Annotated in this window: 27 protein-coding genes and 1 pseudogene; 13 read left to right on the plus strand and 15 right to left on the minus strand. The window is 53.6% G+C overall.

Going from position 1 to position 24,113, the window contains the following annotated elements:
• The 9 genes from B5G37_RS00770 to B5G37_RS00805 all read right to left on the minus strand — a co-directional run bounded on the left by B5G37_RS00770 (position 1) and on the right by B5G37_RS00805 (position 6,129).
• Positions 1–576, minus strand: coding sequence for a sigma-70 family RNA polymerase sigma factor (locus tag B5G37_RS00770; RefSeq protein WP_087235922.1), 576 nt, complete (start codon positions 574–576; stop codon positions 1–3).
• Positions 577–590: 14 nt separating this feature from the next.
• The gene (locus tag B5G37_RS00775; RefSeq protein WP_087235924.1) at positions 591–1,007 is read right to left on the minus strand and encodes a zinc-finger-containing protein; all 417 of its coding nucleotides are present in this window, start codon (positions 1,005–1,007) and stop codon (positions 591–593) included.
• Between the two features lie 60 nt (positions 1,008–1,067).
• Positions 1,068–1,415 (minus strand): hypothetical protein, encoded by a 348-nt coding sequence (locus tag B5G37_RS00780; protein WP_242959225.1) that lies wholly within the window; start codon positions 1,413–1,415, stop codon positions 1,068–1,070.
• A 103-nt stretch (positions 1,416–1,518) separates the two neighbouring features.
• Complete coding sequence (locus B5G37_RS00785; protein WP_087235926.1) at positions 1,519–1,749, minus strand: DUF6133 family protein; 231 nt, start codon at positions 1,747–1,749, stop codon at positions 1,519–1,521.
• 51 nt (positions 1,750–1,800) lie between these two features.
• The gene (locus B5G37_RS15500) at positions 1,801–1,947 is read right to left on the minus strand and encodes a hypothetical protein (RefSeq protein ID WP_164496941.1); all 147 of its coding nucleotides are present in this window, start codon (positions 1,945–1,947) and stop codon (positions 1,801–1,803) included.
• Positions 1,948–2,145: 198 nt separating this feature from the next.
• A complete protein-coding gene (locus B5G37_RS00790; protein WP_087235928.1) occupies positions 2,146–3,024 on the minus strand; it encodes a hypothetical protein in 879 nt (292 codons plus the stop codon).
• Positions 3,021–3,953 (minus strand): hypothetical protein, encoded by a 933-nt coding sequence (locus tag B5G37_RS00795; protein WP_058963712.1) that lies wholly within the window; start codon positions 3,951–3,953, stop codon positions 3,021–3,023. The genes B5G37_RS00790 and B5G37_RS00795 overlap by 4 nt, the downstream gene beginning before the upstream one ends.
• 3 nt (positions 3,954–3,956) lie before the next feature.
• Positions 3,957–5,333: a CpaF/VirB11 family protein gene (locus B5G37_RS00800; RefSeq protein WP_087235930.1), complete on the minus strand. Its 1,377-nt coding sequence runs from the start codon at positions 5,331–5,333 to the stop codon at positions 3,957–3,959.
• Positions 5,326–6,129 (minus strand): hypothetical protein, encoded by an 804-nt coding sequence (locus B5G37_RS00805; RefSeq protein WP_087235932.1) that lies wholly within the window; start codon positions 6,127–6,129, stop codon positions 5,326–5,328. Before B5G37_RS00805 ends, B5G37_RS00800 begins: the two co-directional genes overlap by 8 nt.
• A 106-nt stretch (positions 6,130–6,235) precedes the next feature.
• On the opposite strand from B5G37_RS00805, the gene B5G37_RS00810 reads away from it, so the two are divergent.
• Positions 6,236–7,660 carry an ATP-binding protein gene (locus tag B5G37_RS00810; protein WP_087398884.1) on the plus strand — a complete coding sequence of 475 codons (1,425 nt, stop codon included), beginning with the start codon at positions 6,236–6,238 and terminating at the stop codon, positions 7,658–7,660.
• A gap of 34 nt (positions 7,661–7,694) precedes the next feature.
• Here B5G37_RS00810 and B5G37_RS00815 read toward each other — a convergent pair whose 3' ends face one another.
• The 6 genes from B5G37_RS00815 to B5G37_RS00840 all read right to left on the minus strand — a co-directional run bounded on the left by B5G37_RS00815 (position 7,695) and on the right by B5G37_RS00840 (position 12,423).
• Entirely contained in the window at positions 7,695–8,567 is an 873-nt protein-coding gene (locus tag B5G37_RS00815; protein WP_242959222.1) for an RcpC/CpaB family pilus assembly protein, read from the minus strand.
• A 14-nt stretch (positions 8,568–8,581) separates the two neighbouring features.
• Complete coding sequence (locus B5G37_RS00820; RefSeq protein ID WP_242962716.1) at positions 8,582–9,088, minus strand: prepilin peptidase; 507 nt, start codon at positions 9,086–9,088, stop codon at positions 8,582–8,584.
• Positions 9,063–10,763 carry a hypothetical protein gene (locus tag B5G37_RS00825; protein WP_087231479.1) on the minus strand — a complete coding sequence of 567 codons (1,701 nt, stop codon included), beginning with the start codon at positions 10,761–10,763 and terminating at the stop codon, positions 9,063–9,065. The genes B5G37_RS00820 and B5G37_RS00825 overlap by 26 nt, the downstream gene beginning before the upstream one ends.
• 80 nt (positions 10,764–10,843) lie before the next feature.
• Positions 10,844–11,431 carry a DUF6550 family protein gene (locus B5G37_RS00830; protein WP_343229674.1) on the minus strand — a complete coding sequence of 196 codons (588 nt, stop codon included), beginning with the start codon at positions 11,429–11,431 and terminating at the stop codon, positions 10,844–10,846.
• A gap of 60 nt (positions 11,432–11,491) precedes the next feature.
• Positions 11,492–11,992: a hypothetical protein gene (locus B5G37_RS00835; protein WP_087231484.1), complete on the minus strand. Its 501-nt coding sequence runs from the start codon at positions 11,990–11,992 to the stop codon at positions 11,492–11,494.
• 8 nt (positions 11,993–12,000) lie between these two features.
• A complete protein-coding gene (locus B5G37_RS00840) occupies positions 12,001–12,423 on the minus strand; it encodes a DUF4320 family protein (RefSeq protein WP_227603392.1) in 423 nt (140 codons plus the stop codon).
• A 606-nt stretch (positions 12,424–13,029) separates the two neighbouring features.
• Between B5G37_RS00840 and B5G37_RS00845 the strand changes: the two genes are divergently transcribed.
• From B5G37_RS00845 to B5G37_RS00900, 12 genes and pseudogenes are all read left to right on the plus strand, one after another.
• On the plus strand, positions 13,030–13,824 hold the full coding sequence (locus B5G37_RS00845) for a helix-turn-helix transcriptional regulator (RefSeq protein ID WP_087231487.1): 795 nt from the start codon (positions 13,030–13,032) through the stop codon (positions 13,822–13,824).
• A gap of 564 nt (positions 13,825–14,388) precedes the next feature.
• On the plus strand, positions 14,389–14,703 hold the full coding sequence (locus B5G37_RS15895; protein WP_343214168.1) for a DUF5720 family protein: 315 nt from the start codon (positions 14,389–14,391) through the stop codon (positions 14,701–14,703).
• Positions 14,704–14,874: 171 nt separating this feature from the next.
• Positions 14,875–15,792, plus strand: a complete 918-nt coding sequence (locus B5G37_RS00855; RefSeq protein ID WP_087235943.1) for a DUF6017 domain-containing protein — start codon at positions 14,875–14,877, stop codon at positions 15,790–15,792.
• A complete protein-coding gene (locus B5G37_RS00860) occupies positions 15,793–16,284 on the plus strand; it encodes a PcfB family protein (RefSeq protein WP_087235946.1) in 492 nt (163 codons plus the stop codon). It abuts the gene before it with no gap.
• A pseudogene (locus tag B5G37_RS00865) lies at positions 16,281–16,571 on the plus strand (type IV secretory system conjugative DNA transfer family protein); the annotation flags it as partial. The gene B5G37_RS00860 and the pseudogene B5G37_RS00865, both read left to right, overlap by 4 nt.
• Positions 16,572–16,603: 32 nt before the next feature.
• Positions 16,604–18,601, plus strand: a complete 1,998-nt coding sequence (locus B5G37_RS00870) for a MobA/MobL family protein (protein WP_087235949.1) — start codon at positions 16,604–16,606, stop codon at positions 18,599–18,601.
• Positions 18,602–18,616: 15 nt separating this feature from the next.
• The gene (locus tag B5G37_RS00875) at positions 18,617–20,503 is read left to right on the plus strand and encodes an AAA family ATPase (RefSeq protein ID WP_242962718.1); all 1,887 of its coding nucleotides are present in this window, start codon (positions 18,617–18,619) and stop codon (positions 20,501–20,503) included.
• Positions 20,400–21,758, plus strand: coding sequence for a DUF4368 domain-containing protein (locus B5G37_RS00880; protein WP_242962719.1), 1,359 nt, complete (start codon positions 20,400–20,402; stop codon positions 21,756–21,758). The genes B5G37_RS00875 and B5G37_RS00880 overlap by 104 nt, the downstream gene beginning before the upstream one ends.
• Positions 21,759–21,784: 26 nt before the next feature.
• The gene (locus tag B5G37_RS00885) at positions 21,785–22,138 is read left to right on the plus strand and encodes a TnpV protein (protein WP_087235993.1); all 354 of its coding nucleotides are present in this window, start codon (positions 21,785–21,787) and stop codon (positions 22,136–22,138) included.
• Positions 22,139–22,248: 110 nt separating this feature from the next.
• Positions 22,249–22,440: a helix-turn-helix domain-containing protein gene (locus tag B5G37_RS00890; RefSeq protein WP_087235991.1), complete on the plus strand. Its 192-nt coding sequence runs from the start codon at positions 22,249–22,251 to the stop codon at positions 22,438–22,440.
• A complete protein-coding gene (locus tag B5G37_RS00895) occupies positions 22,430–23,122 on the plus strand; it encodes a response regulator transcription factor (protein WP_087235989.1) in 693 nt (230 codons plus the stop codon). Before B5G37_RS00890 ends, B5G37_RS00895 begins: the two co-directional genes overlap by 11 nt.
• Complete coding sequence (locus tag B5G37_RS00900; RefSeq protein ID WP_087235987.1) at positions 23,123–24,043, plus strand: HAMP domain-containing sensor histidine kinase; 921 nt, start codon at positions 23,123–23,125, stop codon at positions 24,041–24,043.
• The last annotated feature ends 70 nt before the right edge of the window (positions 24,044–24,113 follow it).

The following is a 24,113-nucleotide window of genomic DNA, read 5'->3' on the forward strand; positions in this document are numbered from 1 at the left end:
TCAAAGCAGGCTTGCCAGAAAGCGGGGGTCGCTGCGCAGTTTGGCGACCGAGCGCGAGATCCATGCACCCACATGAGAGGGCGGAACCTGGTAGAGTTCCGCAATATCCGTGACCCGCATCCCCTGGAGCTTGAGCGCCAGAGCCTCAATCCCAAGCCGGGCCACACCGTCATAGTCCTGCTTGCTGGTCTCCAGAAGCGACAGCGTTTCCATCAGGGACACTTGGGCGTCAAAAGCGTCGGACTGCGGCTCCAGGGCCTCACCGTCGGCGGCCAGTTCCCCATGCTCCCCAATAATGAGCCGGCTGAACATCTTGCCCCTGTTGCAGATCGTCCGGCAATAGGACAGAAGCCCGTTTTTTACGACCGTTTTGGCGTAGGTGGCAAACTGTGCCCGCCCATCGTCCTTATAGGTGGCCGCGGCTTTGCAGAGCCAGACGCACCCCTCCTGGAACAGATCGCTGTACTCCAGGCCGCAGATAGTCGGATTCACATGGATATAGTCGCAGATCACCCAATGCACCACTGGCAGGTTTTGAGCAACGAGTTCCTGCTGCTGTTTTGTCAGGCTGGTCATTTGCTCACCTCCCGTCAGGCTGCCGCCTGTCCGGCGGCGGGAGGAGCTGAGGCCTGCCTACAGAGGCGGACGACCTCATCGCACATCCATTCGGAAAACTGGCCGATATGGGCCTGCCGTTCATCCAGCCCCAGCTTTGCCTGGAGCCAGATGTAGACCTCCCATTTTTCCATGTGCCGGCTCTGCTGCAGCTGCTCCAATGCCCGGTGCGCCAAAATGCGCTTGTGTCGGAGATCTCCATTTGCCAAAGTTCCCATAGGCCGGTGCGTCCTGTCATGGGCGCTCACATAGGCATCGCAGGCGGGCCAGCGGTCGCAGAGATAGAGAAATTTCCCCTGGGACCGGCGGTTCAAGCCGTAAACCACGCTGGCAGGGCGGAGAGAGGCATTGGCATGGCAATAAGGACATTTGATCTGTTTTTGCTTCATCATAAAATCATCACCTCCAAAGACGCGCCAAAGGCGGCGCGATGGCGTCTTTCTGTGTAAAAATCAGCTGTTCTGGCTGCAGCTGGGGTCCAGACAAAGCTGCCTGAGCGTACATGCGGAAGAGTTCGGCGCATGCCATTCGATGTACTTGGAAAAAGCGGCGTCAAAAGAGCGGTGCGACAGGACATCGCTACACTCGGTGGGCTCTACTTCCTCACCGGTCAGCTCATGTACGGTTTCCGCAGGCAGAAGCATGACCTGCCCACACTCATCCACTGTCAGCAGGAATCCGGAACAGGGCTTCTCCCGGCCATACATACAGGCATCGCAGCCACAGCTGACAAAGATGGCATTGCGCCAGTTCCCACGGACGGCCCGCAGAAAGGAATAAAATTTGCAGGATGTTTTCATCCTCTACCTCCGTTATTCGTTTTTTGAGAAAATAAAAAAGCGGGGACCAGCTGTGGATGTCCACAAGCTGATCCCCGCTGACGGCATTTAAGCGAACAAGCCCTTAGTTGGCCGCGCCGAACAGGCCCTCGATCTCCTGCGTGATCCGGGGGATGACCGTATCGTTGAAGATGAGGGTCAGGGCCGCCAGCAGCAGGGCGCCCAGCACAACGGCGATGATGATTTTGACCGCATCAGAGATGTAGAAATCGCCGCGCTGGTTGGAGAGCGCCATACGGGCCCGAAGCGCGAGGCCGTTCGCTTTGCTGCAGATGCAGCTGGTAAACTTCTTCATGGAAATACCTCCTGTAAATGTGATATTGGATTTGGGTATGGTTATGGCCGGTCAGGACCGGCGGATAGGCTTGAGCAGGCTGTTTTTGTTGGAGCGGGGCCTGTCCGGATACGCTTTCGGCTTCTGGCGCAAAAGCCACCGGAACCGGCGCCGCCGCACATCTTCGCCGTCAGGCGGAATATATTTTTTCTTCGACATGGATTTCTCCTGTTCAGACGATAGGTTCAGGACCGGCCTGAGAGCAGGTCGGCCCTGGGGAAATGGATGGAAGGCAGCCGGCATAGCGGCTGCTATGGGAACCCACTGCGGTACAAAACATCACCTCCATCGTAGATTCGCCCCCGGATGGGAGCGGGTATATGGAAAGCCCACACCAGAGGCGTGGGCGGATACCTGTCAGCCGAAGAAAGCGCCCAGGGAACTCATGACCTCGGTGCAGAGGACCACCAGATAGATGATCATAATGCAAATGAGCATCATCATGGAGTAACGCTGGATCTTCTTGGGGCGCTTGGCCGCTTCCTTTTTCAGATTGTTCTGCTCGATCTGCCTCATGTCAAAGCAGATCATCTTGAAGTACATCCGCTGGTCGTCGCCGCGAAGCACGCCGATCAGGCCGCGGATTACATCGGACAGCATGGGGCTGCCAATGCGGGTTTCAAAACGGATCAGGGCATTCTCATAGTTGCCGGTTTTCATGTCGGCAATGGTCTGGTCCAGCTCCGCGCCGAAGTCCTTGCCCGCTACCCGGCGGTAAGAGGTAAGGATCTTCAGCACATCCCGGTCGTTCTCCAGGTTCTGCCCAATAGTCAGGGCGAACCGGGGGATCTCGCTTTCAATGAGCTTGCGGCGCTTCTTAACGAAATCGAAGACGCTGTAATAGGTCGAGAACCACAGCGCCACCGCAAGCCCGATCAGCACGGGAACCATCAGCGGCACCAGAAACACCATCAGGATAGAGCTGAGGCCGACGGCGCCTGCCGTGACCCAAGCCCGGGCTGTGTAGACCTCCGGCGTCAGTTCCAGACCGGCAATATCCAGCGCCCGCTGCAGCTTGTTCCGTTTGAGTTTATCCAGTTTCAGGTACGGGGCGATCAGTCCGGCGATTTTGGTGATGTAGACATCCAGCAGTTTCTCGGACTTTACGCCCTGCTGCTTGCGGGCCAGCATCATCATGCGGGAGGTCTTCTTTGTGGGAATATCCACAAAGGCGCAGGTCAGGTTGTAGGTGGCAAAACCAAAGAAGATGATCGCCACAAGTGCCAAAAGGGTCATGCGCCGTCACCTCCGTATTCAATGGGCTTGCTCAGCTTCATGATCTGCGTCAGGGCAAAGAGAATGATGGCTGCGCAGATCGCCAGGGCAATTTTGCCGGGTGTGGTGAAGATGAGCGTATGGAACCAGTCTTCATTGAGGAAGTAAAGCAGCGGCACATTGGCGACCACCAGGAACATCATCGTGATGGCCTCACGGCGCGGGCCCTGCATCATGGCCTCCAGTTCAGACTGCACCACTCGCACATCGCTGAACTTCTGGGCGATGGTGGGCAGTGTGTTTTTCATGGAGCGGTCAGACTGGCACTGAATGAGGATGTTGCACCACTCATGAAATACCCGGTTGGGGACCTTCATCTTCAGCGAGTTGATGGCGCTGGTCAGGTTGGCGTTGATCAGTTCCGCCTCGTACACAAATGCCTCGAAGTTGGCCTTCACCGGCTCATTGATGTAGGGCAGGTTTTCCTTGACCGCCCGTATCAGGTCCTCTGTTCGCAGGTAGGAGGTGGTGATGATGGAGATAGCGGTCTCCAGTTCCTCGTTCAGATGCTTCTTGTAGCTGGCGGCTGTGCTGCGCAGATACCAGATGGGGGCCAGCGAAAAGCCAATGCCCAGGATCGGCACCATATACACATTGTTGATGAGCAGCGCCAGCACAGCGCCCACCGCAAACAGGATCAGCGACAGCCGCTTGACCGCCTCATAGCGGTCGGAGCGGCCGGTGCCTTTCAAAATCTGTTTCAGCTCATAGTCCTGGTTGAAGAAGCCCTTGGCGGGCGTACCCATCAGGACATTGAGTTCGTCAGACAAGGTAGCTGCCTTGCGCTGGGAGCGGAACAGGGCGTCGATAAAATCCCCCGGCCGCACACCGAACAGGGCCAGGAGGCCCGCGCTGATCAGCGCAAAGCAAATGATGTAGATCCACTGCAACCTTTAATCCACCTCCTTCGGGGCGTCCATGAACTCCGCCAGCTCCTTATTGGAGATGCCGTTGTCAAGGAGCCGTTTTTTCAAAGTATCCGAGATCAGGCCCACCTTCCGGTGATGGCCCACCACATGGATCTCTCCTTTTTCATCGGTCACATTGTCCTCCACCTCAAATTTGTAGAGCGTGTGGGAAATGAGCTGTCCGTCCCGGTAGTCCTCGCCCTCCAGAATCTCCATGATCTTACGGGAACGGTCTTCCAGCTGCTTGGTAAATACCACGATGGGATAGGCCTCCACCATGATCTCCATGAGCACGGCGTCGTCCATGCTGTATTTGCGCTTGGCGAGGGTCATCATCCTGCGGTAAGTGCTGTTGCAGGAGTTGGAGTGGATGGTGGTGCAGACGGTATGGCCGGTGCGGGAGCTCTCGGCGGCCGACAGGCTCTCTGCGGCGGACCGCATCTCGCCGACGCCGATGACATTGGGGTGTTTGCGCAGCACCCGCTCCAAAAGGAAGTCCTGGTTGATGTTCAGCGCCGGATTTTCGCTGGGCCGGGTCAGAAGGTGGATGACGGAGTTCAAGATATTTCCGTTTTCATCCCGCTTGACCAGATCAAACTCGCGGCTACCTTCCTCAATGGTGATAAGGCGCTGGTTGTTGGGAACATTGGAGAGCAGCCATGCCATGATGGTGGTCTTGCCGGAGCCGGTGGAGCCCGCGATACACACGCTGACGCCATACCGGATGCAGGCCATCAGGAAGTGGAGCATCTCGGCGGTGGCGCTGCCGGAATCCAGCAGCTTCTGCTCGGAGACTGTCTGCTGGTTGACGATACGGATGGAGGCGTTGATCCCTACATCCGGGTCCACAATGGGCGTCTTGTCCACAGAGATACGGATATTTTTGTCCAGAAATCCCACCACACTGGGCATGGTGTCGTCAATGACCATGCCGCAGGCGTTGAGCATACGGCGCACCACATCAATGGCGTGCTGCGGGGAGGAAAACTTGTCCGGGATCTTGATGCTGCGCCCGCCGGCCTCGATCACCTCGATGTCGTTGTAGGCGTTGATGTTGACTTCCTCAATGCCGGGCTTGTAGATCCATTTCTTGAGGAAGGAGTAACCGGCCATATCCTCGTAGAGTTTTTCACACAGTTCCTCGGTGGTCAGCCCTTCAATGGCGTATTTCCGCTTGACGATGTACTGTACCATCAGCTCTTTGAGCAGTGTGGTGGCCCGCTCGGCGTTTCCCTCGCCGGCCTCGGCAATGGTGGAGGCGTGATTTTCAGCAAAATACCGCTGCACATCCTCCAGCACCTGGTCATAGGTCAGGTCCTGGTTGGCCGCCGGCGTGAAGAATATGTCGTTGAGATTATTCATCGGCGTCATCCTCCTCGAACTCGTCCTCGTCGTCCGCATCCTCTGCCGCCTGCTCGGCCAGCTCCATCTGCTCCAGGGCGTCCAGCACCTTGTTAAGTGAGGCGGTGTACTTGGGATTGCAGTATTTGATGGCCTGGAACATCCCGCCCTCGGTGGCGCAGCGGTCGATCTCCTTACCATAGGGCAGAAGGCCGTCAAAGCCGCCAATGATATAGCCCATTTCATCCAGAGCGTGGAAGGGGCGGGCCATGCCGGCAAAAGTTATGTGCCGGTCATAATGGAACCGGCCATCTACCAGCAGGGGCTGATGGGCCTTCAGATAGTTGACGCCCTTTAAGTCGGGGGTAAGCAGGCGGATGACCAGATCACCGGACTCGATTGCTGCCGGAGTGAACACATTGGTCATGCTGGAACTGCAGTCCAGAATGACGAAATCCACCAGCTTTGCGGCAGCGTTGACCAGCTGGAGTACCATAGCATATTTGACTTCCGGATAGCTCAGCGGATTCTCACCGGCGGAATAGCCCATCAGGCCGATGAAAGGATAGCTTTTGAGCACCGTAACATGGCTTGCCACCAGTGTGGTGTCGATCTCCACGCTGCTCAGGACCTGCCCCACCGAGGCGTTGGTCTGGATGATCTGCTCCGGCAGCCAGACCGGGAGCATGGGGACGCTGATCTCCGCGTTGATGATGATGGCTTTCCGCTTGTCGCGGGTCAGGGCTTTTGCCAGGATGCAGGAAAACATGCTTTTCCCGCTCCCCGGGCTGCCCCAGACAGTAATGACTTTTCCCATAGGAAACTCCTTTCCCAAGGGTGGAATGCCCTTGACTTTTTGCAAAACAAATGTATAATATAAGATAGATTATCATAAAATGAATTATGATAAAGGAGGCGTTAACATGAAGTTTATCGGCAGACAACGAGAACTGGAGTCTCTTGAAAGGGAATACCAAAAAGACAGCAGCTTTGTTGTGATTTACGGCAGGCGGCGTGTAGGAAAAACAACACTAATTAAAGAATTTATCAAGAGTAAGCTGGCATTCTACTTTCTCGCAACGGAGGAAGTGGAATCACAAAGCATAAAACGGCTGTCTGGTGTTGTGTCCCGGGTAACACGGAATCCGTTGCTGCAGCGTGCAGCCTTTTCCGACTGGCTGGATTTGTTCCATATCATTGCGGAATTCCGGCCGGAGGAAAAGAAAGTCCTGGTTATTGATGAATTTCCCTATCTGGTTAAGTCCAATCCGGCGTTCCCGTCTATTCTGCAAAACGCATGGGACGAAGTTCTCAAGGACAGCAATGTGATGCTGATTCTTTGCGGCTCCTTGATTGGAATGATGCAAAAACACGCGCTGTCTTATGACAGCCCCCTGTATGGCCGCCGGACTGCACAGATCCGGTTGGCGCCTTTGTCGTTCCCGGATGTGTATGCCGCTCAGCATCTTTCTTTTGAGCGTGCGGTGGAGCAATATGCGATTACCGGCGGCGTACCCAAATATCTGGAGTTTTTCAACGATCAGGAAGGACTGCTGGAACAGGTGGAGTCTGCGGTTCTCTCGAAGAACGGTTTTCTGTATGAAGAACCAAACTTTCTGCTGAAAGATGAAGTGGTATCCGCTGTCAACTATTTTTCCATTATCCGCGTGATGGCGGATGGAAACCACAAGCTGGGGAAAATTGCGGGAGCTCTGGGGACAGAAACTTCCGCGCTGACGCCATATCTTTCCACGCTCAGCGACCTTGGCTTTGTCGTGAAGGAAACGCCGGTTACGGAGAAAAATCCGGAGAAGTCCCGTAAAGGCCTTTATTTCATCTCTGATAACTTTGTGCGTTTCTGGTTCCGGTATGTCTATCCATATAAAGGGGAACTGGAACTGGACAATACGCAGATTGTTCTGGATGAAATCCGAAAAGACTTCGTACAGAAGTTTGTGGCCTTCGCCTATGAAGATGTCTGCAGATCCATTTTTGCAGACCTTTGCAGGGAAGGTGCCATTGACTTTGTTCCCTCGCGGATCGGAGCTTACTGGCTGAATGATTTGGACAGCGATACGGAAATTGATGTGATGGCGGTGGACCATCAAAACAAGCGATTCTTTGCCGGCGAGTGCAAATACCACAATAAGCCGGTGGATGCGCCTGTCTTTTTTGCTCTCCGCGATAAGGTGCAGGCTTCTGGCGAAATCCAAAAGGTATGGAAAGGCTATCAGCCTATTTTTGGGATATTTTCTAAAAGCGGTTTTACCCAGCGTCTTGTTGACTTGGGCAAAGAAAATCCACAGCTTTTCCTGATTAACGAGGATCATCTTTCTACCCAGCAGTGAGGAATCGGGCGGTGAATCTGTTCACCGCCCATTTTTATTCGCCGTCTTCCGGGATGCTGTCCGCAGGAGTTGTTTCCACACCGCCTTCCGTATTTTCGGTGCCCGCTTCGCCTGTGGACTCGCTATCTGCGGCGCCTTCAGCAGTTTCTCCGCCATCCTGGCTTTCAGCATTTTCTTCAACCAGTGTTTCGGGGAAGTAGATCTCCTGAAGCGTCTTGTCCTGCTCAGCCAGCAGTTCCTCGGCCAGCTGGTCGTTGTTGCGGGAGATCAGCGCCACATGGGCCACGCCGTCATTTTCCATCTCGGTAATGATACGGGCCTGCTCCGGGCTTGCCAGCACAGTGATGGTGGCAGACTGCTGCGGCTCTTCGTCCTCGGTAGGCTCCTTGGTGTTGTCCACATTGATACCGTCAGAGTCGGTGACCGACAGCACCTTGACAAAGCGCAGTTCCGGCACCTCTTCCGCCGTCTCCAGGAAGTGATAAATGCGGATGATGTCGCCCGGCTGCAGCTTATCCGACAGGCCGGAGGCCAGCGTTTTTACAGTCAGCGAGATGGCGACCTTGCCGGAGGGAATATCGTTGAGCGCCACATCCGAGGAAACAGGTACGGTGCTGACCTTGCTGGTGAGGATATAGTCGCCTGCGGCCAGGTCGGCTGTTACATACAGGCCCTCCACATCCTCCATGCTGTGGGCCACATTGGACGGGAGATTGTACCCGCCCACTTCTACGACTTCGGCATTGTCGCTGGTGATCTTTTCGCCTTTCAGCACCGGCTGGGTGATGCGGACGATCTCCGTCTTGCCGTTGGTCTGCCGGGCAATGGTGGGCAGTGCCACAAATGCGATGACCGCCGCCAGAACCAGGGACAGAATGCCGAAGATAAATCGGTTGTTGAGTTTCATAAGCATCTCTCCTGTCATAAAAATAGTTCAGCCAGCGTCGCCACAGAGCAGCCGCAGGCCAGAAAAGGTAAAAACGGGATCGCGGTGGGCTGTTTGTCCCGCAAGAGCCGCCGATACAGCAGCACCACCGGCATGGCGAAGCCGGCGGCTACCAAAAATACCAGGGCCATGCCGGAGGGGCCATAGACCAGACCCAGTACCCCGCAGAATTTGATATCCCCGCCTCCCATACCGCTGCCGCCGGTCGCCATAGCAGCGGCCAGCGGAATGCAGAAGCCCAGCAGCGCACCCACCAGAGCCTCGGCCACAACGGGCCAGATAAAAATAGGCGTCCGGTCATACTCCAGAATGAAGCAGACCTGGATCAGCGGGGCCAGCGCGGCCAGGGGGATAAAAAAGACGAGCGCCCGGTCGGGCACCCGCCTGTATAGGATGTCATAGACGGCAAAGCCCGTCACCACCAGAAAAACAGTGAGCAGGTAGGCCATCCACACATTACTCTCGATTGGTGTACCAGTCATCATAGAGGCTCCCGTCAATGGAAACATAGTCATTCAGGTTGATACTCAGCATCCCGTCCGGCGTCCAGGTATCCCAGACCTGGGTGAAGACGGTGTAGTTCGTCGCATCCGGGAACCAGATGGGGGTAAAGTGCACTTCCCGGCTGTAAGTAGAGAACTCATTGGGCTGGAAAGTGAATTTGGCGCTCCGGCCGCAGGACACTCGCTGCAGCAGGCGGAGATAGGTTTCATACTGGAACTCCGGGAACACCGAAAAGGCCGTCTGCGGATGGGTGATGTGGCTGGTGGGCGCGTCGGTGGAGAGCGTGGCGGTCACATCCTGCTTGACGCCGTACCCGCTCTTCATGGACTTTCCGGAGGCCGTCGGCACAATATCGTCCGGCATCAGGGACATGACGCCGCTGATGGAGGCGGAATAGCCGGTGTACTCATATTCCCAGTAGCCTTCATCCACCCAATGCCCACCGTCTTCCCCGTGATCGCACCACACCCATACCGGCACCCAGTAGCAGCTCCAGACGCCCCAGTTGGCCGTGAGTTTCTGCGTTTCATTGGGCAGGGACGGCACAGTATAGGAGGGATTGGTGTCTGTGGCTACCGGGTCGGGCGGGATATGTTCGTTCAGGTCCACGATCTTTGCCACAAAGGTATCCTGGGCAGTATAGGCGCCGCTGACGGATACCGTGATGGTGACTGTCTGCGGTGTAGTGGGGGTATGCCACTTGACCCAGACTACCTGGCTATCGCCAGCGGGGATTACGATATCGTTGACGCGATAGGTGGTGCCGAGGATATGGAAGGTCACCGAAGCGGGATTATCCGGCGTCAGGTCGGTATCCGTCCGCAGGGTGACAGAGGTGATGACATCGGTATCCACCCGGTACTCCACATCAGGGGCCTCGATCTCACCCTCGGGCGGGGCTTCATCAAACCAGACGATGCCGACGCCAAGTGTATTGATGATGTCGGAATTGTTTTGCGTCCCGGTGGTGTTGCCGGTCCAGGCGGAAATGCCAAGATCGCTGAACTCCAGAAACATGGACAGCGGCAGGTTCTTATGGGTCAGCGAGGTCATGGTTCGGCGCAGGTTGCCGCCGGACATCTGATCGTAAAGGCCAGCCTCAGTGGCTGTCATGCAGTAATACTGGCCGTTGTGGGTAAAGTAGGCGATGGGCTCGATCAGCAGCTTATATTCGCCGGCGATCATCCGCTCGTAGTCCACGCCCGCAGCCTGGGCAACCATCATGCAGGCGTACTCCGAGCAGAAGTACCGCTTGATGGCGTCAATGTTGCTCTGGCCTTTGCTGCTGACGATGGTGGGCATTGACTGCGCGGGCTTGATGCAGGAATAGGCCACCCCGGACTGGAGGGAGAGGCCGGAGCCGCTCAGGTACTGCAGCTTGTTGACCTTGCCGAAATGGAGGATACTGCTTTTCTGTGTCCGGTTGGAAAAGTCCAGCGGTGAGGACACGGCAGCGCCGCTTTCCGCATCCACAACCGTGATGCGCACGCCATCGTTGCCGGGATTCCAGAAGTTTGAGGATGTGCCTTGCCCCATCCCGCCGCCGCCACCGTCAATGTTCCCGTTGCCTCCCGATGCAAATGCCGTGGAGGGAACGAGGCAGAACACCAGGGCGAGGCTGCATAAGAGGGCGAGAAGTCGTTTCAAATACATCACGCTCCGTTCTTTTTGAAAATAAGAAGGCCGCCACAATCCTGTGACGGCCTTTCAAGTCCATATTCAGTTGTAGGTGGTCAGCCGCCCATGTTGCCGACCTGCTTATTCAGATCACCGTCGCTGTCGCCGGTAGACTGCTGCACATCGCCGGGGACTACCCAGCCAAACACCGGATCATAAACAGCGCCGCTGCCATTGCTGGAGCCGGGGGCCGGCTCATTGCTGGAAGTGGATTCCTCTTCAGGAGGGGCAGTGACTTCCGGTACTGCCGGGTCGGGATTGACCTCATGCTCTTCGCCGGGATCTTCGATCTCCGTCTTGCCTTCCGGCACAGGGGGCGGTGTTTCATCCGGCTTCTCCGTATCGGTAAAGTCGATTTCAACCTCGCCCTCAGATTCTGAGGTCACCTTGGGATATTCCTCTTCGGCGTTGGAAGACTGGCCGGGTGCATAGGCGTCTGCGCCCCCGCTCCCGTCGCCAGACTGTGCGCCGCCATCCGACCAGTCGCTGCTGGTGCTGCTGGGAGGAGATTCATCCGGCTGGAATTCTTCCGTGCGGTCCCGGCTCACAAACCAGCAGACGCCCAGAATGGCAACGCAGAGGACGGCCAGGATTGAAACAATAAAGCCTTTGGATTGGAAAAACTTCTTCATGTGTGTCCACACTCCTTTTTGCTGTTATATAAAGCCTATACTGCGGAGCTGACTGGAATTTCAACAGCGCCGCTAAAATTTGGTGTTGTGGTAGCCGGTCAGCTCCACCCGCTGGGTGATGGTGGGGTAACTGTGCCCGAACATGCGCACATAGAACTCCACATCACAATAGAAGATATACTCCACCCGGTCGCCCACCACATTGAACTCCAGGCTGATGTCGGATACCTCATAGTCCTCTGTGGAAAGCGGGATCTTTTCTGCCAGGCCGCCGGCGACAGTGGCCTCCAGCATTTCCGTATAGTCATTGCTGGAATAGAGGGTGCGCAGGTACTCCTCGAAGTTGGTCTCCCGCTGGGAGCGGTAGGTGTCCGCATAGATGGTGGCGCTCAGGTTGTTCAGCTCCATTTTGGCGCCGTTGCGGATGTTGATGCAGGTGATCCGCACCGAGGCGTACAGAAGCAGGAAAGAGATGAGCATGACGACCCCGACTACAAAGAAGCAGGCAAAGAAAGTAATCTCGCCCCGCTCGTTGCGAAGCGGCCGGCGCAGCCATGAAAGAAAACGCTTCATAGGCCACCTCACTTCCAATAGTGCTCGCTGACGCCGGAGCCGCGGGCCACCACCGTGATGTTGACCAGATCCAGGTTCCAGAAGCCGCCCAGTTTGGCCTCGCCCTCAATGGTGATATAGAAGGGCGTCCCAAGCTGGATGGCCCGGGACATCCCGGACGGCGTAGGCGTCTTGTATGTGGCATCGATGGAGTATGTGATATTCTCCGCCCCCTCGATCTCCGAGCACAGAAAGTCAAAGAGCGAGTCGGTCTCGCTGTTGATGCCGCCGGACAGCTGGATCTGTTTGACCATCTGATCTGCCGCATGGTCTAACTCCTGTTTTGTGGAGATGATGCCGAACAGGTCAATGATAAAGGCCAGCAGGATGACGGCGATGAAGATGAACACCACCGTGGAGAAATAGTTGGCCTCGCCCCGTTCGCTCTTCAATGTCCTGCGGACTTTTTGCAGGAAAGTATGAATGTGAACCACCACCTTTACTTACAAATGAAAAACAGCCGTCCCGACCGGAACGGCTGCATTACAAAGTTTTGACTGTACCAAGTATAGCAGATTTGGATTTACGGCGAAAGGGCAGGACTGCGCCAATGTATGGGCAATCCTGTGCCAATTCTTTTTAGCGATGGCGATTATACAAATCCAAAATGAAATTCTAGATTTGTGTAATCGAAGTCTGATAGTCAAGGGCCGAAACCACTCGAAAATGCCACTATTGAGTAATAGGAGAACAGAAAGGAGTTCGGCATTGAGAAAGGCCGCTTCTCTTTCCGCCTAACTGCCCCATACAGTGAGGAACGGCGGGAAGCAGCGCGGCAGTGTGCCAGAGATAACAATGCCGCTGACAGGCTGAAATGATGTAGATTTGTTCATGAGCCCTTTGGTATAATAAACTTAATCCTAAAATGCTCAAAAACATATCCGTCAGAGGGTTAAAGTGATAAATTGATGCGAATTTTGGAATGCAACCGATAGTTGCTAAATAGTTGGTAGAATGAGAGTGCCGCTTTCGCTACAATATAGGTGGAGGTGAAGAATATGTCATTAGGCGAAAGGATTAAGGAGCAACGAAAAAGCTCTGGATTATCACAAGAAAAAGTGGCTGAGTTTGTCGGTGTAAGCCGACAAGCAGTAACAAAGTGGGAAACAGGTCAATCCGCCCCAAGCACAGAGAATCTTTTCAAGCTGGCAGAGATATTCGGCACGACAGTAGATATACTGTTAGCTTCCGATGAAGAAGAAAAGGACACACCGGCGGAACAGATTTACTATCTTTACAAAATGGAGCAAGAAAAGAAACGTGAAGAACGCCGTAAAAAAATAAAAAAGAATATATTTTTTACACTGGTTGTTGCCGTTGGGTATGTCATTGTCTATCTTGTTGGACGCATTTTCGGTACAACTGGGCAGCAAACAAGTGTAATAGGGTGGCTATTTGGAGATGATCCAGCACAGTTAAGCTATTTATATGGTTGGCTGCTACATCAAAATATATTTTGGATTGCTATGGCGGTATCCGTAATCCCTGCATTGTTTGGGAAAAAGTATTTTTCATTTACAACACTGGCAGGATTTGCGCTTGGACTACTTATTGGTGAATTAGGGGGCCAAAACCCCGCAGGAGCAGCATACGGTTACGGTCATTACGGTTGGGCTATTTGGGGCGGTATCTTTACATTCTCCATTGTAATGGGTATTATCTTTGAAAAAATCACCAAAAGCACGATTGACTGGAAATCCAAAAAGTTATGGGTTTGGTCAGCAGTTTTCGCTATTGGTATTTTATCTATTCTGATAATTATTAGAATGAGTATGCCTACGAGCTTTGGCTAATTCTATATCAAAATATTCTACTTTGAATGATGTGCAATAAATATTGGAGTACTGATGATATTTGTTGCGTATAGGATCACAAAGCCGTATTTGCATTCACAATTATTTTCAACAACTCTGATTATCTCGAAAAAGCCTGTAAATACAAGGCTTTGATAAGGATGGTAGCAAGAAACCAGTAAAATCAAGGCTTTGTGGACAGCAACAGGCAATGCGACAATTAAAACTGAATAAGTTTACAGAGCAGGGATACCGTTTTCGTCAATGGTATCCCTTTTCTGTTGCTCCACACTGACGCCATAGGTACAAAAACCTGTGGCGTTTTTTTGTGCCCATTTTTGGAAAGGAGCCGGATAGATGAAACTGAATGAAGCAGAAATGAGGATGGCGTACCAGATCGAGAGTACAGACCCGAACGCTGTCCTGAATGAAATTTATATGACCTGGCGCCTGTCAAGGAACCAGGCCACCAGGGATACGGCGGAAAGCCTCATGGCGAAGCTGCGCACCCTGTCAAACAGCGAGTGCATGGATTTGATCCGGGAGGTCCAGGCAAATTACCGTCTGCCGGGGAAGCCCCAGACCATCGGGGAAATGCTGGCGGAGGCCAGACAGAAGTCCGGGGCACAGAAGCTGGCCGGACACGATATCATGGCCCTGGAACGGTTTGACCCGGACACCCGGCACATGATCGTCTTTGACGTCCTCTCCCATGAGTCCCCTATGGGATGGAAAGGAGAAAAAATGCGTCTGTTCCTAACCGAAGCCGGTTATGGCAAAGCCCTGGAGAACCAGGAGAAGGGATTTATCAAGATCAGGAACCATGCGAAGGTGTGCGGGGGCGATCTGCTCTATGACCGGCGTGACCGTGAGCTGTAGGGCTTAAAAAATGTGTCAAAAGGGGTGGAAAATCCTCTGTTTTTCCTTCTGTGGGCGGCGGTATGAAAGCCGCCCATATTCTTTCCCCTGATGGACAGGGCGGCAGATTACAGAGGGTATTTTCCGCGAAAATCAACACTTTTTCAATCCATGAGGAAGGAGGTAAACGGCATGGCGGTTTTCCGTATCGAAAAGACCCGTGATTACACGGTCATGTCAAACCACCATCTGCGGAACACGGCGCTGTCCCTGAAAGCGAAAGGGCTTTTATCCCTCATGCTCTCCCTGCCGGAAGGATGGGACTATACCACAAAGGGCCTTGCCCGTATCTGCAAAGATGGCGTGGACAGTATCTGCGCCGGGGTGCGGGAGCTGGAGGAACAGGGCTATGTGATCCGGGAGCGTGTCCGGAACGCCAACGGGCAGCTTGGGGCTATCGAATACACCATCCTGGAGCAGCCCAGGCAGCCGGAACCTGAACGGGAAAAACCTGGACGGGAAAATCCAGTTCAGGCAAATCCAGTCTTGGATAACCCTGTATTGGGAAAACCTGAACAGGGAAACCCCGCACAATTAAATACGAAAGAATCAAGTAACTATGGATCAATAACTGATTTATCAAATACGGAGCTATCAAATCCTATCCAATCAAATCCCCAGCCCCTTATGGGGCATCCCCCAGCAGGGACAGGGATGGGAACGGATGGGATGGGAGCCAGAGAGGTCTATCGTGAAATTATCCTGGACAACATCGAGTATGAGTATCTGATCCAGGATAACCACATCGACCGGGAGCAGCTGGACGAGATCGCGGAGCTGATCGTGGATACGGTATGCTCCGCGCGAAAGACGATCCGCATTGCCGGGGATGATTACCCGGCGGAGGTGGTCAAATCCCGCTTTATGAAGCTGGACAGTTCCCATGTACGGTATGTCATGGACTGTATGCGGGACAACACCACTTATGTCCGCAACATCAAGAAGTATCTGCTGGCGGCCCTGTATAACGCTCCGTCCACCATCAGCAATTACTATTCCTCCCTGGTACAGCATGACATGTACGGGGACGGTAAGCGAGGGAGGGGTTAAATGCAGGAAGAAGTAACCGGCAAAACCGTGACCCTAATCGTCAACGGGGCCAAAATGAGCGAGCAGGTGTTTGAAAAGGCGGTAAAGAAGTTCCTGGAGGAAATCCAGAAAAGCAGGCAGCCGAAAATATACCGGGGAAAGCAGACCCTCAAACAGCTGGCCTCCCAGAACGCCGGGCTTGCCAATATCGAGATCAGCGACAAGAATATCAAGGCCTTTACCCATGTGGCGAAGAAATACCATGTGGATTTTGCCTTGAAGAAAGACACCGCCGCCGAGCAGCCCCGCTACCTGGTCTTTTTCAAGAGCCGGGACGCGGACGCCATCACGGCGGCCTTCCAGGAGTTTGCCGGCCGCAGGATGGGCCGGGAGGAAAAACCCGCCATCCGGGACCGGCTGGAGCAGGCGAAGGAACAGGCGGAGCGGAAACCGGAGCACCGGACACTGGACCGGGAGAAAGTCAAAACCAGGGATCGGAGCGTGCAGCGATGAACATGAAAAAACTGATCCTGGCAAATCTCCCCTATCTGCTCTTTGTCTATCTCTTTGACAAGATAGGCGCAGCAATACGCCTTACCCCCGGCGCAGACGCAAGCGAAAAACTCTTGCAGCTTGGTACAGGCTTTGCCGCTGCCTTTTCCAGTATCGCGCCGAGCCTGCACCCCGCCGATCTGCTTATCGGCGTTGCGGGGGCGGTCATTATCCGGCTTGCCGTTTACATGAAAGGCAAAAACGCGAAGAAATACCGAAAAGGCATGGAATACGGTTCCGCGCGTTGGAGTGCATAATCTTAAGTGTAAAGGAACTCTACATGGACGCACAGGAGGATATGCACATGAATGATTACAACAAAATCACAGCCCTTTACTCCCGTCTTTCCGTAGGGGACGAGGACAGGGACGGCGGCGAGAGCAACAGCATACAGAACCAGAAAATCTTTTTGGAGAACTACGCCAGAGGGCAGCGGCTGACGAATATCCGGCACTACATCGACGACGATGAAAGCGGCAGATTTTTTGACCGTTCTGCCTACTCCCGCATGATGGAGGACGTTGAAAACGGGAAAATCGGCGTTTGCATTATGAAAGACCTTACCCGCTGGGGGCGCGACTATCTCCAAGTCGGCAACGCTATGGAGATATTCAGACGGAACAACGTGCGTTTTATCGCGGTCAACAACGGCATTGACAGCGAGAAGCCCGACACATTGGAGTTTGCGCCCTTTATCAACATCATGTCGGAGTGGTACGCAAAGGACATCAGCAAGAAAGTGAAAACGGGCATTAAGACCAAAGGCATGAGCGGAAAGCCGATTGCCACCGAAGCCCCCTACGGCTATGTCAAAGACCCGGACAACAAGGATTTTTGGATAATCGACGAGGAAGCCGCCGAGGTTGTGCGCCTTATTTTCCGTTTGTTTATCGGCGGGAAGAACCGCAACCAAATCGCCGTATATCTGAAAAACGAGCAAATGCCGCCCCATGCCCCGCCCTCTTTCTCTGACCGCGCTACCCTATGGAACAGTGTGGAGCTTTACGAGAAAACCGGGAACGCCCAGCTTGCCAGAGAGATTGACGCAGCACTCCCCATAGAATTATCCAGAGAGGAACAGATCCGGCTTGTCCGGGAATACTGTTCCTCTCAATTTGTTTCCAGAGGAATGTGCGTTGATTTTGCCATTCACGACACCGACAGCGGCAACCCCCATTGTCATATCATGCTTACTATGCGCCCCCTTGACGAGCGCGGCGCATGGGCGGCGAAGTCCAAAAAGGAATATGACATTGACGAGAACGGCGAGCGCATACGCTTACCAAGCGGCAGATACAAGACACACAAAGTTGACCTCACAGGCTGGAACGACAAGGGCAACGCGCTTTTATGGCGCAAGGCATGGGCGGATATTTCAAATGCCTACCTTGAACGCGCCGGACGCCCGGAGCGTATCGACCACCGCAGTAACGCCGAGCGCGGCATTGACGAGCTGCCTACCGTCCACATGGGCGTAGCGGCTTGTCAAATGGAGAAGAAAGGCATAGCCACCGAGAAAGGCGAGCTGAACCGGAATATCCAAAAGGCAAACCGCCTTATCCGGGAAATCCGGGCGCAGATTGGAAAGCTCAAAGAATGGATTGGCGAACTGTTCAAGGCGCGGGAAAACGCCCCGGAGCAGCCCCCGCAATCCCCCGGCCTTGCAAATCTGCTGATGAAGTATTTAAGCGTTCAGAGAGAAAAGAGCCGGAAGTATTCGCAAAGTTGGCAAAGGCAGCACGCCGCCGATGAACTGAAAACCGTTGCAAAGGCAGTAGGCTATCTTTCCGAGCATGGCATTTCCACCCTTGCGGAGCTGGACGCTACCCTTTCCTCTGTCAGCGACCAAGCCGACGCTATCCGGGCGGGCATGAAAACCGCCGAGAAGCGCATGAAAGAATTACAAAAGCTGATTGAATACGGGAAGAACTACACCGAGTACAAGCCCATTCACGACGAGCTGAAAAAGCTGAAAAATGGCTGGACGAGCAAGCGCGACAAGTACGAGGAAGCCCACCGCGCCGAGCTTACGCTATGGAACGCAGCGAGCCGCTATCTCCATGCAAATCTGCCGAAAGGGACAAAGAGCTTGCCTATCGCTGAATGGGAAAAAGAGTACGCCACCCTCAGCGGGCAGAGAACAGCGGAATATACCAAGCTGAAAGAAACCCGCGCCGAGGTTGCCGAGCTGCACAATATCCGCAAGTGCGTTGATATTGCGCTGAAAGCCGACCAGCCGGAGCAGACCCGCACCAAGCAGCACGACTTAGAACGATGAAAGGAGTTGAGATTTTTGTACTACACCCAAGAACAGATAGACCGGGCGAACCAAGCCGACCTTGTTTCTTTCCTGCAATCACAGGGCGAGCAGCTTACCCGCGCCGGGAATGAATACCGCTGGAAACGGCACGACAGCCTGACCGTCCGGGGAAACAAATGGTACAGGCACAGCCAGAGCAAGGGCGGCGGCCCCGTTGATTTTGTCATGGAGTTTTTCGGCAAGAGCTTCACCGAAGCCGTGGAACTTCTCACAGGAGAAAAGGGAGCCGCACCGCCGCCGGACAGACCTTGCCACGCGTCCCTTTCCGACTTCCGGCTACCGCCCCCAAACAACGACAACAGAATAGCGAGGAACTACCTCACAGCAGCCCGCCGCATTGATGATGATGTGACGGGCTTTTTCTTTGCCCGCGGCGATATTTACGAGGACGCAGCCCACCACAACGCCGTATTTGTGGGGCGGGACGAGGACGGAATACCGCGCTACGCCCACAGCAAGGGAACGGCGGGAAACTTCCGGTTTGATGTGAAAGGCAGCGACAAAGCCTTTAATTTCTGCTACCGAGGCGAGGGTGACAGGCTTTTTGTCTTTGAAGCCCCCGTTGACCTGCTCTCTTTCCTCTGCCTGTTCAAAAAGGCGTGGCAGAAGCAGAGCTATTTGTCATTGGGCGGCGTGGGAGAAAAAGCCCTGTTGCGTTTCCTCTCTGACCGCCCGAACATCAAGACCGTTTACCTCTGCCTTGACAGCGACCAAGCCGGAAACGACGCTTGCAGCCGCCTTGCGGAGCTTGTGCCGGAGGGCTTGACCGTCCACCGCCTTGTGCCGCTTCACAAGGACTGGAACGAGGTATTGCAGCACCGGGCGGAAATCACAGACGGGAAGTATATCCGGGAAGCGGTCTACGGCTTGAAAGAGCCGCCGCAGGAAGAAACCGTCGAGATTATCCGCATGAGTGAGGTGGACACACAGACCGTTGAATGGCTATGGGAGCCGTATATCCCCTTTGGGAAAGTAACCATTGTGCAAGGCAACCCCGGCGAGGGCAAGACCACCTTTGCCCTACGCCTTGCCGCCGCCTGCACCACCGGGGGAACGCTGCCGGGAATGAAGCCCTTGCCGCCATTCCCAGTGATTTACCAGACCGCCGAGGACGGGCTGGGCGATACCGTCAAGCCCCGCTTGATAGAAGCCGAAGCCGACCTTGACCGCGTGCTTGTGATTGATGAAGCCAAGCGGGAGCTTACCCTCTCCGACGAGCGCATAGAAAAGGCAATCACGCAGAACGGGGCGCGGCTGATTATCCTTGACCCCATACAGGCGTACATGGGCGAAAAGACCGACATGAACCGGGCAAACGAAGTGCGCCCCATGTTCCGCCGCCTTGCCGATGTTGCCGAGCGTACCGGGTGCGCCGTTATCCTTATCGGGCACTTGAACAAAGCCGCCGGAGGGCAGAGCGCATACCGGGGCTTAGGTTCTATTGACTTCCGCGCCGCAGCAAGGAGCGTCCTGCTGATCGGGCGCGTGAAGCGGGAGCCAAATGTGCGCGTTATCGTCCATGACAAATCTTCCCTTGCGCCGGAGGGCAAGCCCGTTGCCTTTTGCCTTGACCCGGAAACAGGCTTTTCATGGATAGGCGAATACGACATAACCGCCGACGAGCTGCTATCCGGCGCGGGCGGGAACACCGCCACCAAGACCGAGCAAGCCGAGAAACTGATACTTGAGCGGCAAGCACTTGACCGGCACCGTTATCTACGGCTACCTGTGGGACGAAAAGCGGGAACACTGGCTTGTGGACGAAGAAGCCGCCGAAGTGGTACGCCGTATCTTTTCCCTGACGATGGAGGGCTACGGCCCCTATCAAATCTCAAAGCTGCTGTCCGAGGCAAAGGTTGAAATCCCCGCTGTCCATCTGGCACGCTTTCAAGAGGGAGTAAACAGGACGAAGCCGGTCAAAGACCCCTACGGCTGGGGATCGTCCACCATTGTGAACATCCTGAAAAAGCGGGAATACCTGGGCCACACCATCAATTTCAAGACCCGCAAGCACTTCAAGGACAAGAAAAGCCACTATGTTGACGAAAGCGAGTGGACGATTTTCGAGAATACCCATGAGGCCATCATCGACCAGGAAACCTTTGACAATGTGCAGCGTATCCGGGCAAATGTCAGGCGTTACCCGGACGGCTGGGGCGATGCCCACCCTCTGACCGGCCTGATGTACTGCGCCGACTGCGGCGGCAAGATGTATGTCCATCGCGTCAATAACGGCAAGCGTGACCCACAGTTTACTTGCAGCCAGTACAGCAAAATCCCATGCGGGACGCTCTGCGGTACACAGCACCGTATCCGGGCCGAAGCTGTCCTGACCTTGATAACCGATATGCTCCGGGCCATCGCGGAGTATTCCAAGAATGACCGGGCCGAGTTTATCCGCACCGTCCAGGAAACGCAGGCCGCCCAGCAGGCCGCCGACATATCCAAGAAGCGGAAACGGCTGGCCGCCGCCCAAAAGCGGGCCGGGGAACTGGAAAAGCTGATTTGCAAAATCTATGAGGACAACGCCCTGGGAAAGCTGCCGGATGCCCGGTATGAAGCCCTGGACGCACAGTATGCCAAAGAGCAGGACACTCTCCATGCGGAAATCACGGAACTGGAAAAGGCCGTTACCGGCTATGAGCAGAGCCGGAAATCTGCGGAGAAGTTTATTGCCCTGATTGATAAGTACGAGAACTTCGACACGCTGACAAACACCATGCTCAACGAGTTTGTAGAGAAAATCCTTGTCCATGAACGCGCCCGGAAAGGCAGCCAGGACACCACGCAGGAGGTTGAAATCTACTTCAACTTTGTGGGCCGGTATATCCCGCCCGCCTTGCAGCCGGTTCCCCTGACCCCGGAGGAACAGGAAGAACTGCGGAAGAAGGAGGTACGCAAGGACAGGCTTCACCAGAACTACTTGCGCCGCAAGGCCAATGGCAAACAGAAGGAATGGGAAGAACGCTACAACGCCAAGCGCAAGGCCCAGGTGGAGTCAGCAAAGGCCGCGATCCGGGCCGAGGACATGGAAAAGGGCGTTTTTATCCCCGTCAGCCAGTTACCCAGGCAGGAGCCGCGCAAGGCCACCATATCGGCCAGCGCCGCAGTTTAATCATCACAGTGCAAAGGAGGACGAACATGAACGAATTGACTTACACCCGCTACGGGGATTACTACATCCCCGACCTGAAACTTTCCGAGCAGCCGGAGGCCCCCATCGGCAAGTATGGCCGTATGCGGCAACGCTATCTGAAGGAACACCGGCCTGGCCTTTACAGCAGCTTGATTTTGAGCGAAAAGCTGTACCCGCACCTGTTGGAGATTGACCGGGCAGCGCATGAACGAATGGACGCCATGCTGCCCCGCATGATGGCGGCGGCAGGCGTCACCGAGGAATTGAAAGCCCGTGACCCCATGCGCTGGGTGGGGCTGATGAACACGCTGAAAGCGCAGGTGGAGGAAATTATTCAAGACGAACTGATTTACAATTAGTTTTTAGGCAGAGGCTTTGGTCTCTGCCTAATTTTATAATCATTTCGACACATTTCCTGCCTTGTACTATTCGAGAAAACGAATTATAATGTTAAGGTTGGAGGTGCAATATGGACTATATGACATTAAAAGAAGCTGGCGAAAAATGGGGCGTGACCCCTCGTTGGATAAATTATTACTGTTCTTCGGGCCGCATTCCCGGCGCTGTGAAAATGGGGACTGTCTGGCTCATTCCTAAGAACGCAGAAAAGCCCATTGATGGCAGGACAAAAAAAGCAAGGAGCAATCGCAATGGAAAATAGGATTATATTGATTGAAGATGACGAAGAAATCAGAAGCATGGTGAAAGACTATTTGTCAGGAGAATTTCAAGTGCTTTCTTTTAGTGATGGTAAAACAGCTATTCATACTATCAAGAATTATGATGAATACTCTCTTGCACTCATAGACCTTATGCTGCCAGATATGAGTGGTATGGAGATTATTAAGACTATTCGGCAGGTCAGCACGATCCCGATCATCATTATCACCGCAAAGGACAATGATACCGATAAATCGTTAGGGCTGAATTTGGGGGCCGATGATTATGTTGTAAAGCCATTTTCTCTGATTGAGCTTACTGCAAGGATTAAAGCCAATATTCGGCGTGCCAGAACCTATCAAGCCATGCCAAACGATGCAGGCGTAAAGATTAAGGATTTAGAGATTGACCCAATCAGTCATACTGTTAGCCGCCAAGGAACTCTGATAGATTTAACGCCCATTGAATTTGAAATTTTGTATCTGCTGGCAACCCATCCGGGACGGGCTTTCTCGAAAGAACGCTTGTATGAACTTATTTGGAAAGAGCCATATTTCGGTAATGAAAACGTATTAAATACCCATATCAATCGACTGCGCCTGAAACTGAAAAACGGTGAAGAAGATACGACAACCTATATTAAGACCTTATGGGGAATAGGTTACAAGATGGAGGATAAATAAATGTGGGTTCTGTTTGCTGCGCTTTCAGCCGCTTTGCTGCTCATCTGCATTTGGCAGAGAATACAGTATAGGAAATTGCAAAAAGAAATCAACTATATCAGTAACCGACTGGAAACGCTTTCTATTACTTCTGAAAATGGCTTTGTTCTTCTCCCTACCGATCATGCCTGCATGAAAAAATTAGGGGCTGCGATTAACACATTGCTTCAAAATTTCTACGAAAAGAAGTCAGAATATGAACAGGCACAAAAGGCGATGGCACAGGTTCTTACCAATATCTCACATGATATTCGTACCCCTCTGACTGTGCTGAAAGGAAACAGTGAAATGTTAGCTGCTAAAGTGGATGATGTATCTGTGCCGGAGGTCATTCATACCATGGCTACCAAAATTGACCGTAAAGCAGATGATTTGATAACAACGATAAACGACTATTTTACAATGTCCAAAATTGCTTCCGGCGATCTTCCTCTGAAACTGCAAAAGGAGAATGTTTCAAGATTATGCCAAGACACCATTTTGGAATATTATGATCTGCTTGAAAAGCAGCAATTTGAGGTGGATATACAGATACCAGCCACGCCGATTTATGCAGACACAGACCGGGACGCCTTGCAGCGTATTTTGAAAAACCTAATAGACAATGCAATCCGGCATGGGGGTGATGGAAAGTATATTGCCCTGCGTCTTACAGCAGAAAAAGGAAAAAGTGTCATTGAAATAGAGGATCACGGGAAAGGAATGTCGCCACAACAGCAAAAGCAGATATTCACAAGAAACTATACGACTGCCCCGAAATCATCAGGAAATGGTCTGGGATTGGCGATTGCAAAGAAACTTTCTATGCAGATAGGAGCAGAATTGCAGGTTCACAGCATACAGAATGAGCAAACGGTTTTCTCGGTCATTTTGAAAAGTTAGAAAAAAGTTAGATTTCAGGCAGAGAAAAGAGAAGTCTGTTTTGTATAATGGGAGCCGTACAGGAGGAATA

The sequence above is a fragment of the Pseudoflavonifractor sp. An85 genome, from assembly GCF_002161235.1.
In the GTDB taxonomy this organism is placed as follows: domain Bacteria; phylum Bacillota; class Clostridia; order Oscillospirales; family Oscillospiraceae; genus Enterenecus.

Coding starts and splice junctions, on each gene's coding strand:
- B5G37_RS00815 (WP_242959222.1), bottom strand. CDS start 8,567: ATGAAACTCAACAACCGATTTATCTTCGGCATTCTGTCCCTGGTTCTG.
- B5G37_RS00885 (WP_087235993.1), top strand. CDS start 21,785: ATGAACGAATTGACTTACACCCGCTACGGGGATTACTACATCCCCGAC.
- B5G37_RS00800 (WP_087235930.1), bottom strand. CDS start 5,333: ATGAATAATCTCAACGACATATTCTTCACGCCGGCGGCCAACCAGGAC.
- B5G37_RS00805 (WP_087235932.1), bottom strand. CDS start 6,129: ATGGGAAAAGTCATTACTGTCTGGGGCAGCCCGGGGAGCGGGAAAAGC.
- B5G37_RS00835 (WP_087231484.1), bottom strand. CDS start 11,992: ATGAAGCGTTTTCTTTCATGGCTGCGCCGGCCGCTTCGCAACGAGCGG.
- B5G37_RS00895 (WP_087235989.1), top strand. CDS start 22,430: ATGGAAAATAGGATTATATTGATTGAAGATGACGAAGAAATCAGAAGC.
- B5G37_RS00780 (WP_242959225.1), bottom strand. CDS start 1,415: ATGAAAACATCCTGCAAATTTTATTCCTTTCTGCGGGCCGTCCGTGGG.
- B5G37_RS00890 (WP_087235991.1), top strand. CDS start 22,249: ATGGACTATATGACATTAAAAGAAGCTGGCGAAAAATGGGGCGTGACC.
- B5G37_RS00855 (WP_087235943.1), top strand. CDS start 14,875: ATGGCGGTTTTCCGTATCGAAAAGACCCGTGATTACACGGTCATGTCA.
- B5G37_RS00770 (WP_087235922.1), bottom strand. CDS start 576: ATGACCAGCCTGACAAAACAGCAGCAGGAACTCGTTGCTCAAAACCTG.
- B5G37_RS15500 (WP_164496941.1), bottom strand. CDS start 1,947: ATGTCGAAGAAAAAATATATTCCGCCTGACGGCGAAGATGTGCGGCGG.
- B5G37_RS00845 (WP_087231487.1), top strand. CDS start 13,030: ATGTCATTAGGCGAAAGGATTAAGGAGCAACGAAAAAGCTCTGGATTA.
- B5G37_RS00820 (WP_242962716.1), bottom strand. CDS start 9,088: ATGACTGGTACACCAATCGAGAGTAATGTGTGGATGGCCTACCTGCTC.
- B5G37_RS00870 (WP_087235949.1), top strand. CDS start 16,604: ATGGACGCACAGGAGGATATGCACATGAATGATTACAACAAAATCACA.
- B5G37_RS00790 (WP_087235928.1), bottom strand. CDS start 3,024: ATGACCCTTTTGGCACTTGTGGCGATCATCTTCTTTGGTTTTGCCACC.
- B5G37_RS00775 (WP_087235924.1), bottom strand. CDS start 1,007: ATGATGAAGCAAAAACAGATCAAATGTCCTTATTGCCATGCCAATGCC.
- B5G37_RS00900 (WP_087235987.1), top strand. CDS start 23,123: ATGTGGGTTCTGTTTGCTGCGCTTTCAGCCGCTTTGCTGCTCATCTGC.
- B5G37_RS00785 (WP_087235926.1), bottom strand. CDS start 1,749: ATGAAGAAGTTTACCAGCTGCATCTGCAGCAAAGCGAACGGCCTCGCG.
- B5G37_RS00860 (WP_087235946.1), top strand. CDS start 15,793: ATGCAGGAAGAAGTAACCGGCAAAACCGTGACCCTAATCGTCAACGGG.
- B5G37_RS00825 (WP_087231479.1), bottom strand. CDS start 10,763: ATGTATTTGAAACGACTTCTCGCCCTCTTATGCAGCCTCGCCCTGGTG.
- B5G37_RS00810 (WP_087398884.1), top strand. CDS start 6,236: ATGAAGTTTATCGGCAGACAACGAGAACTGGAGTCTCTTGAAAGGGAA.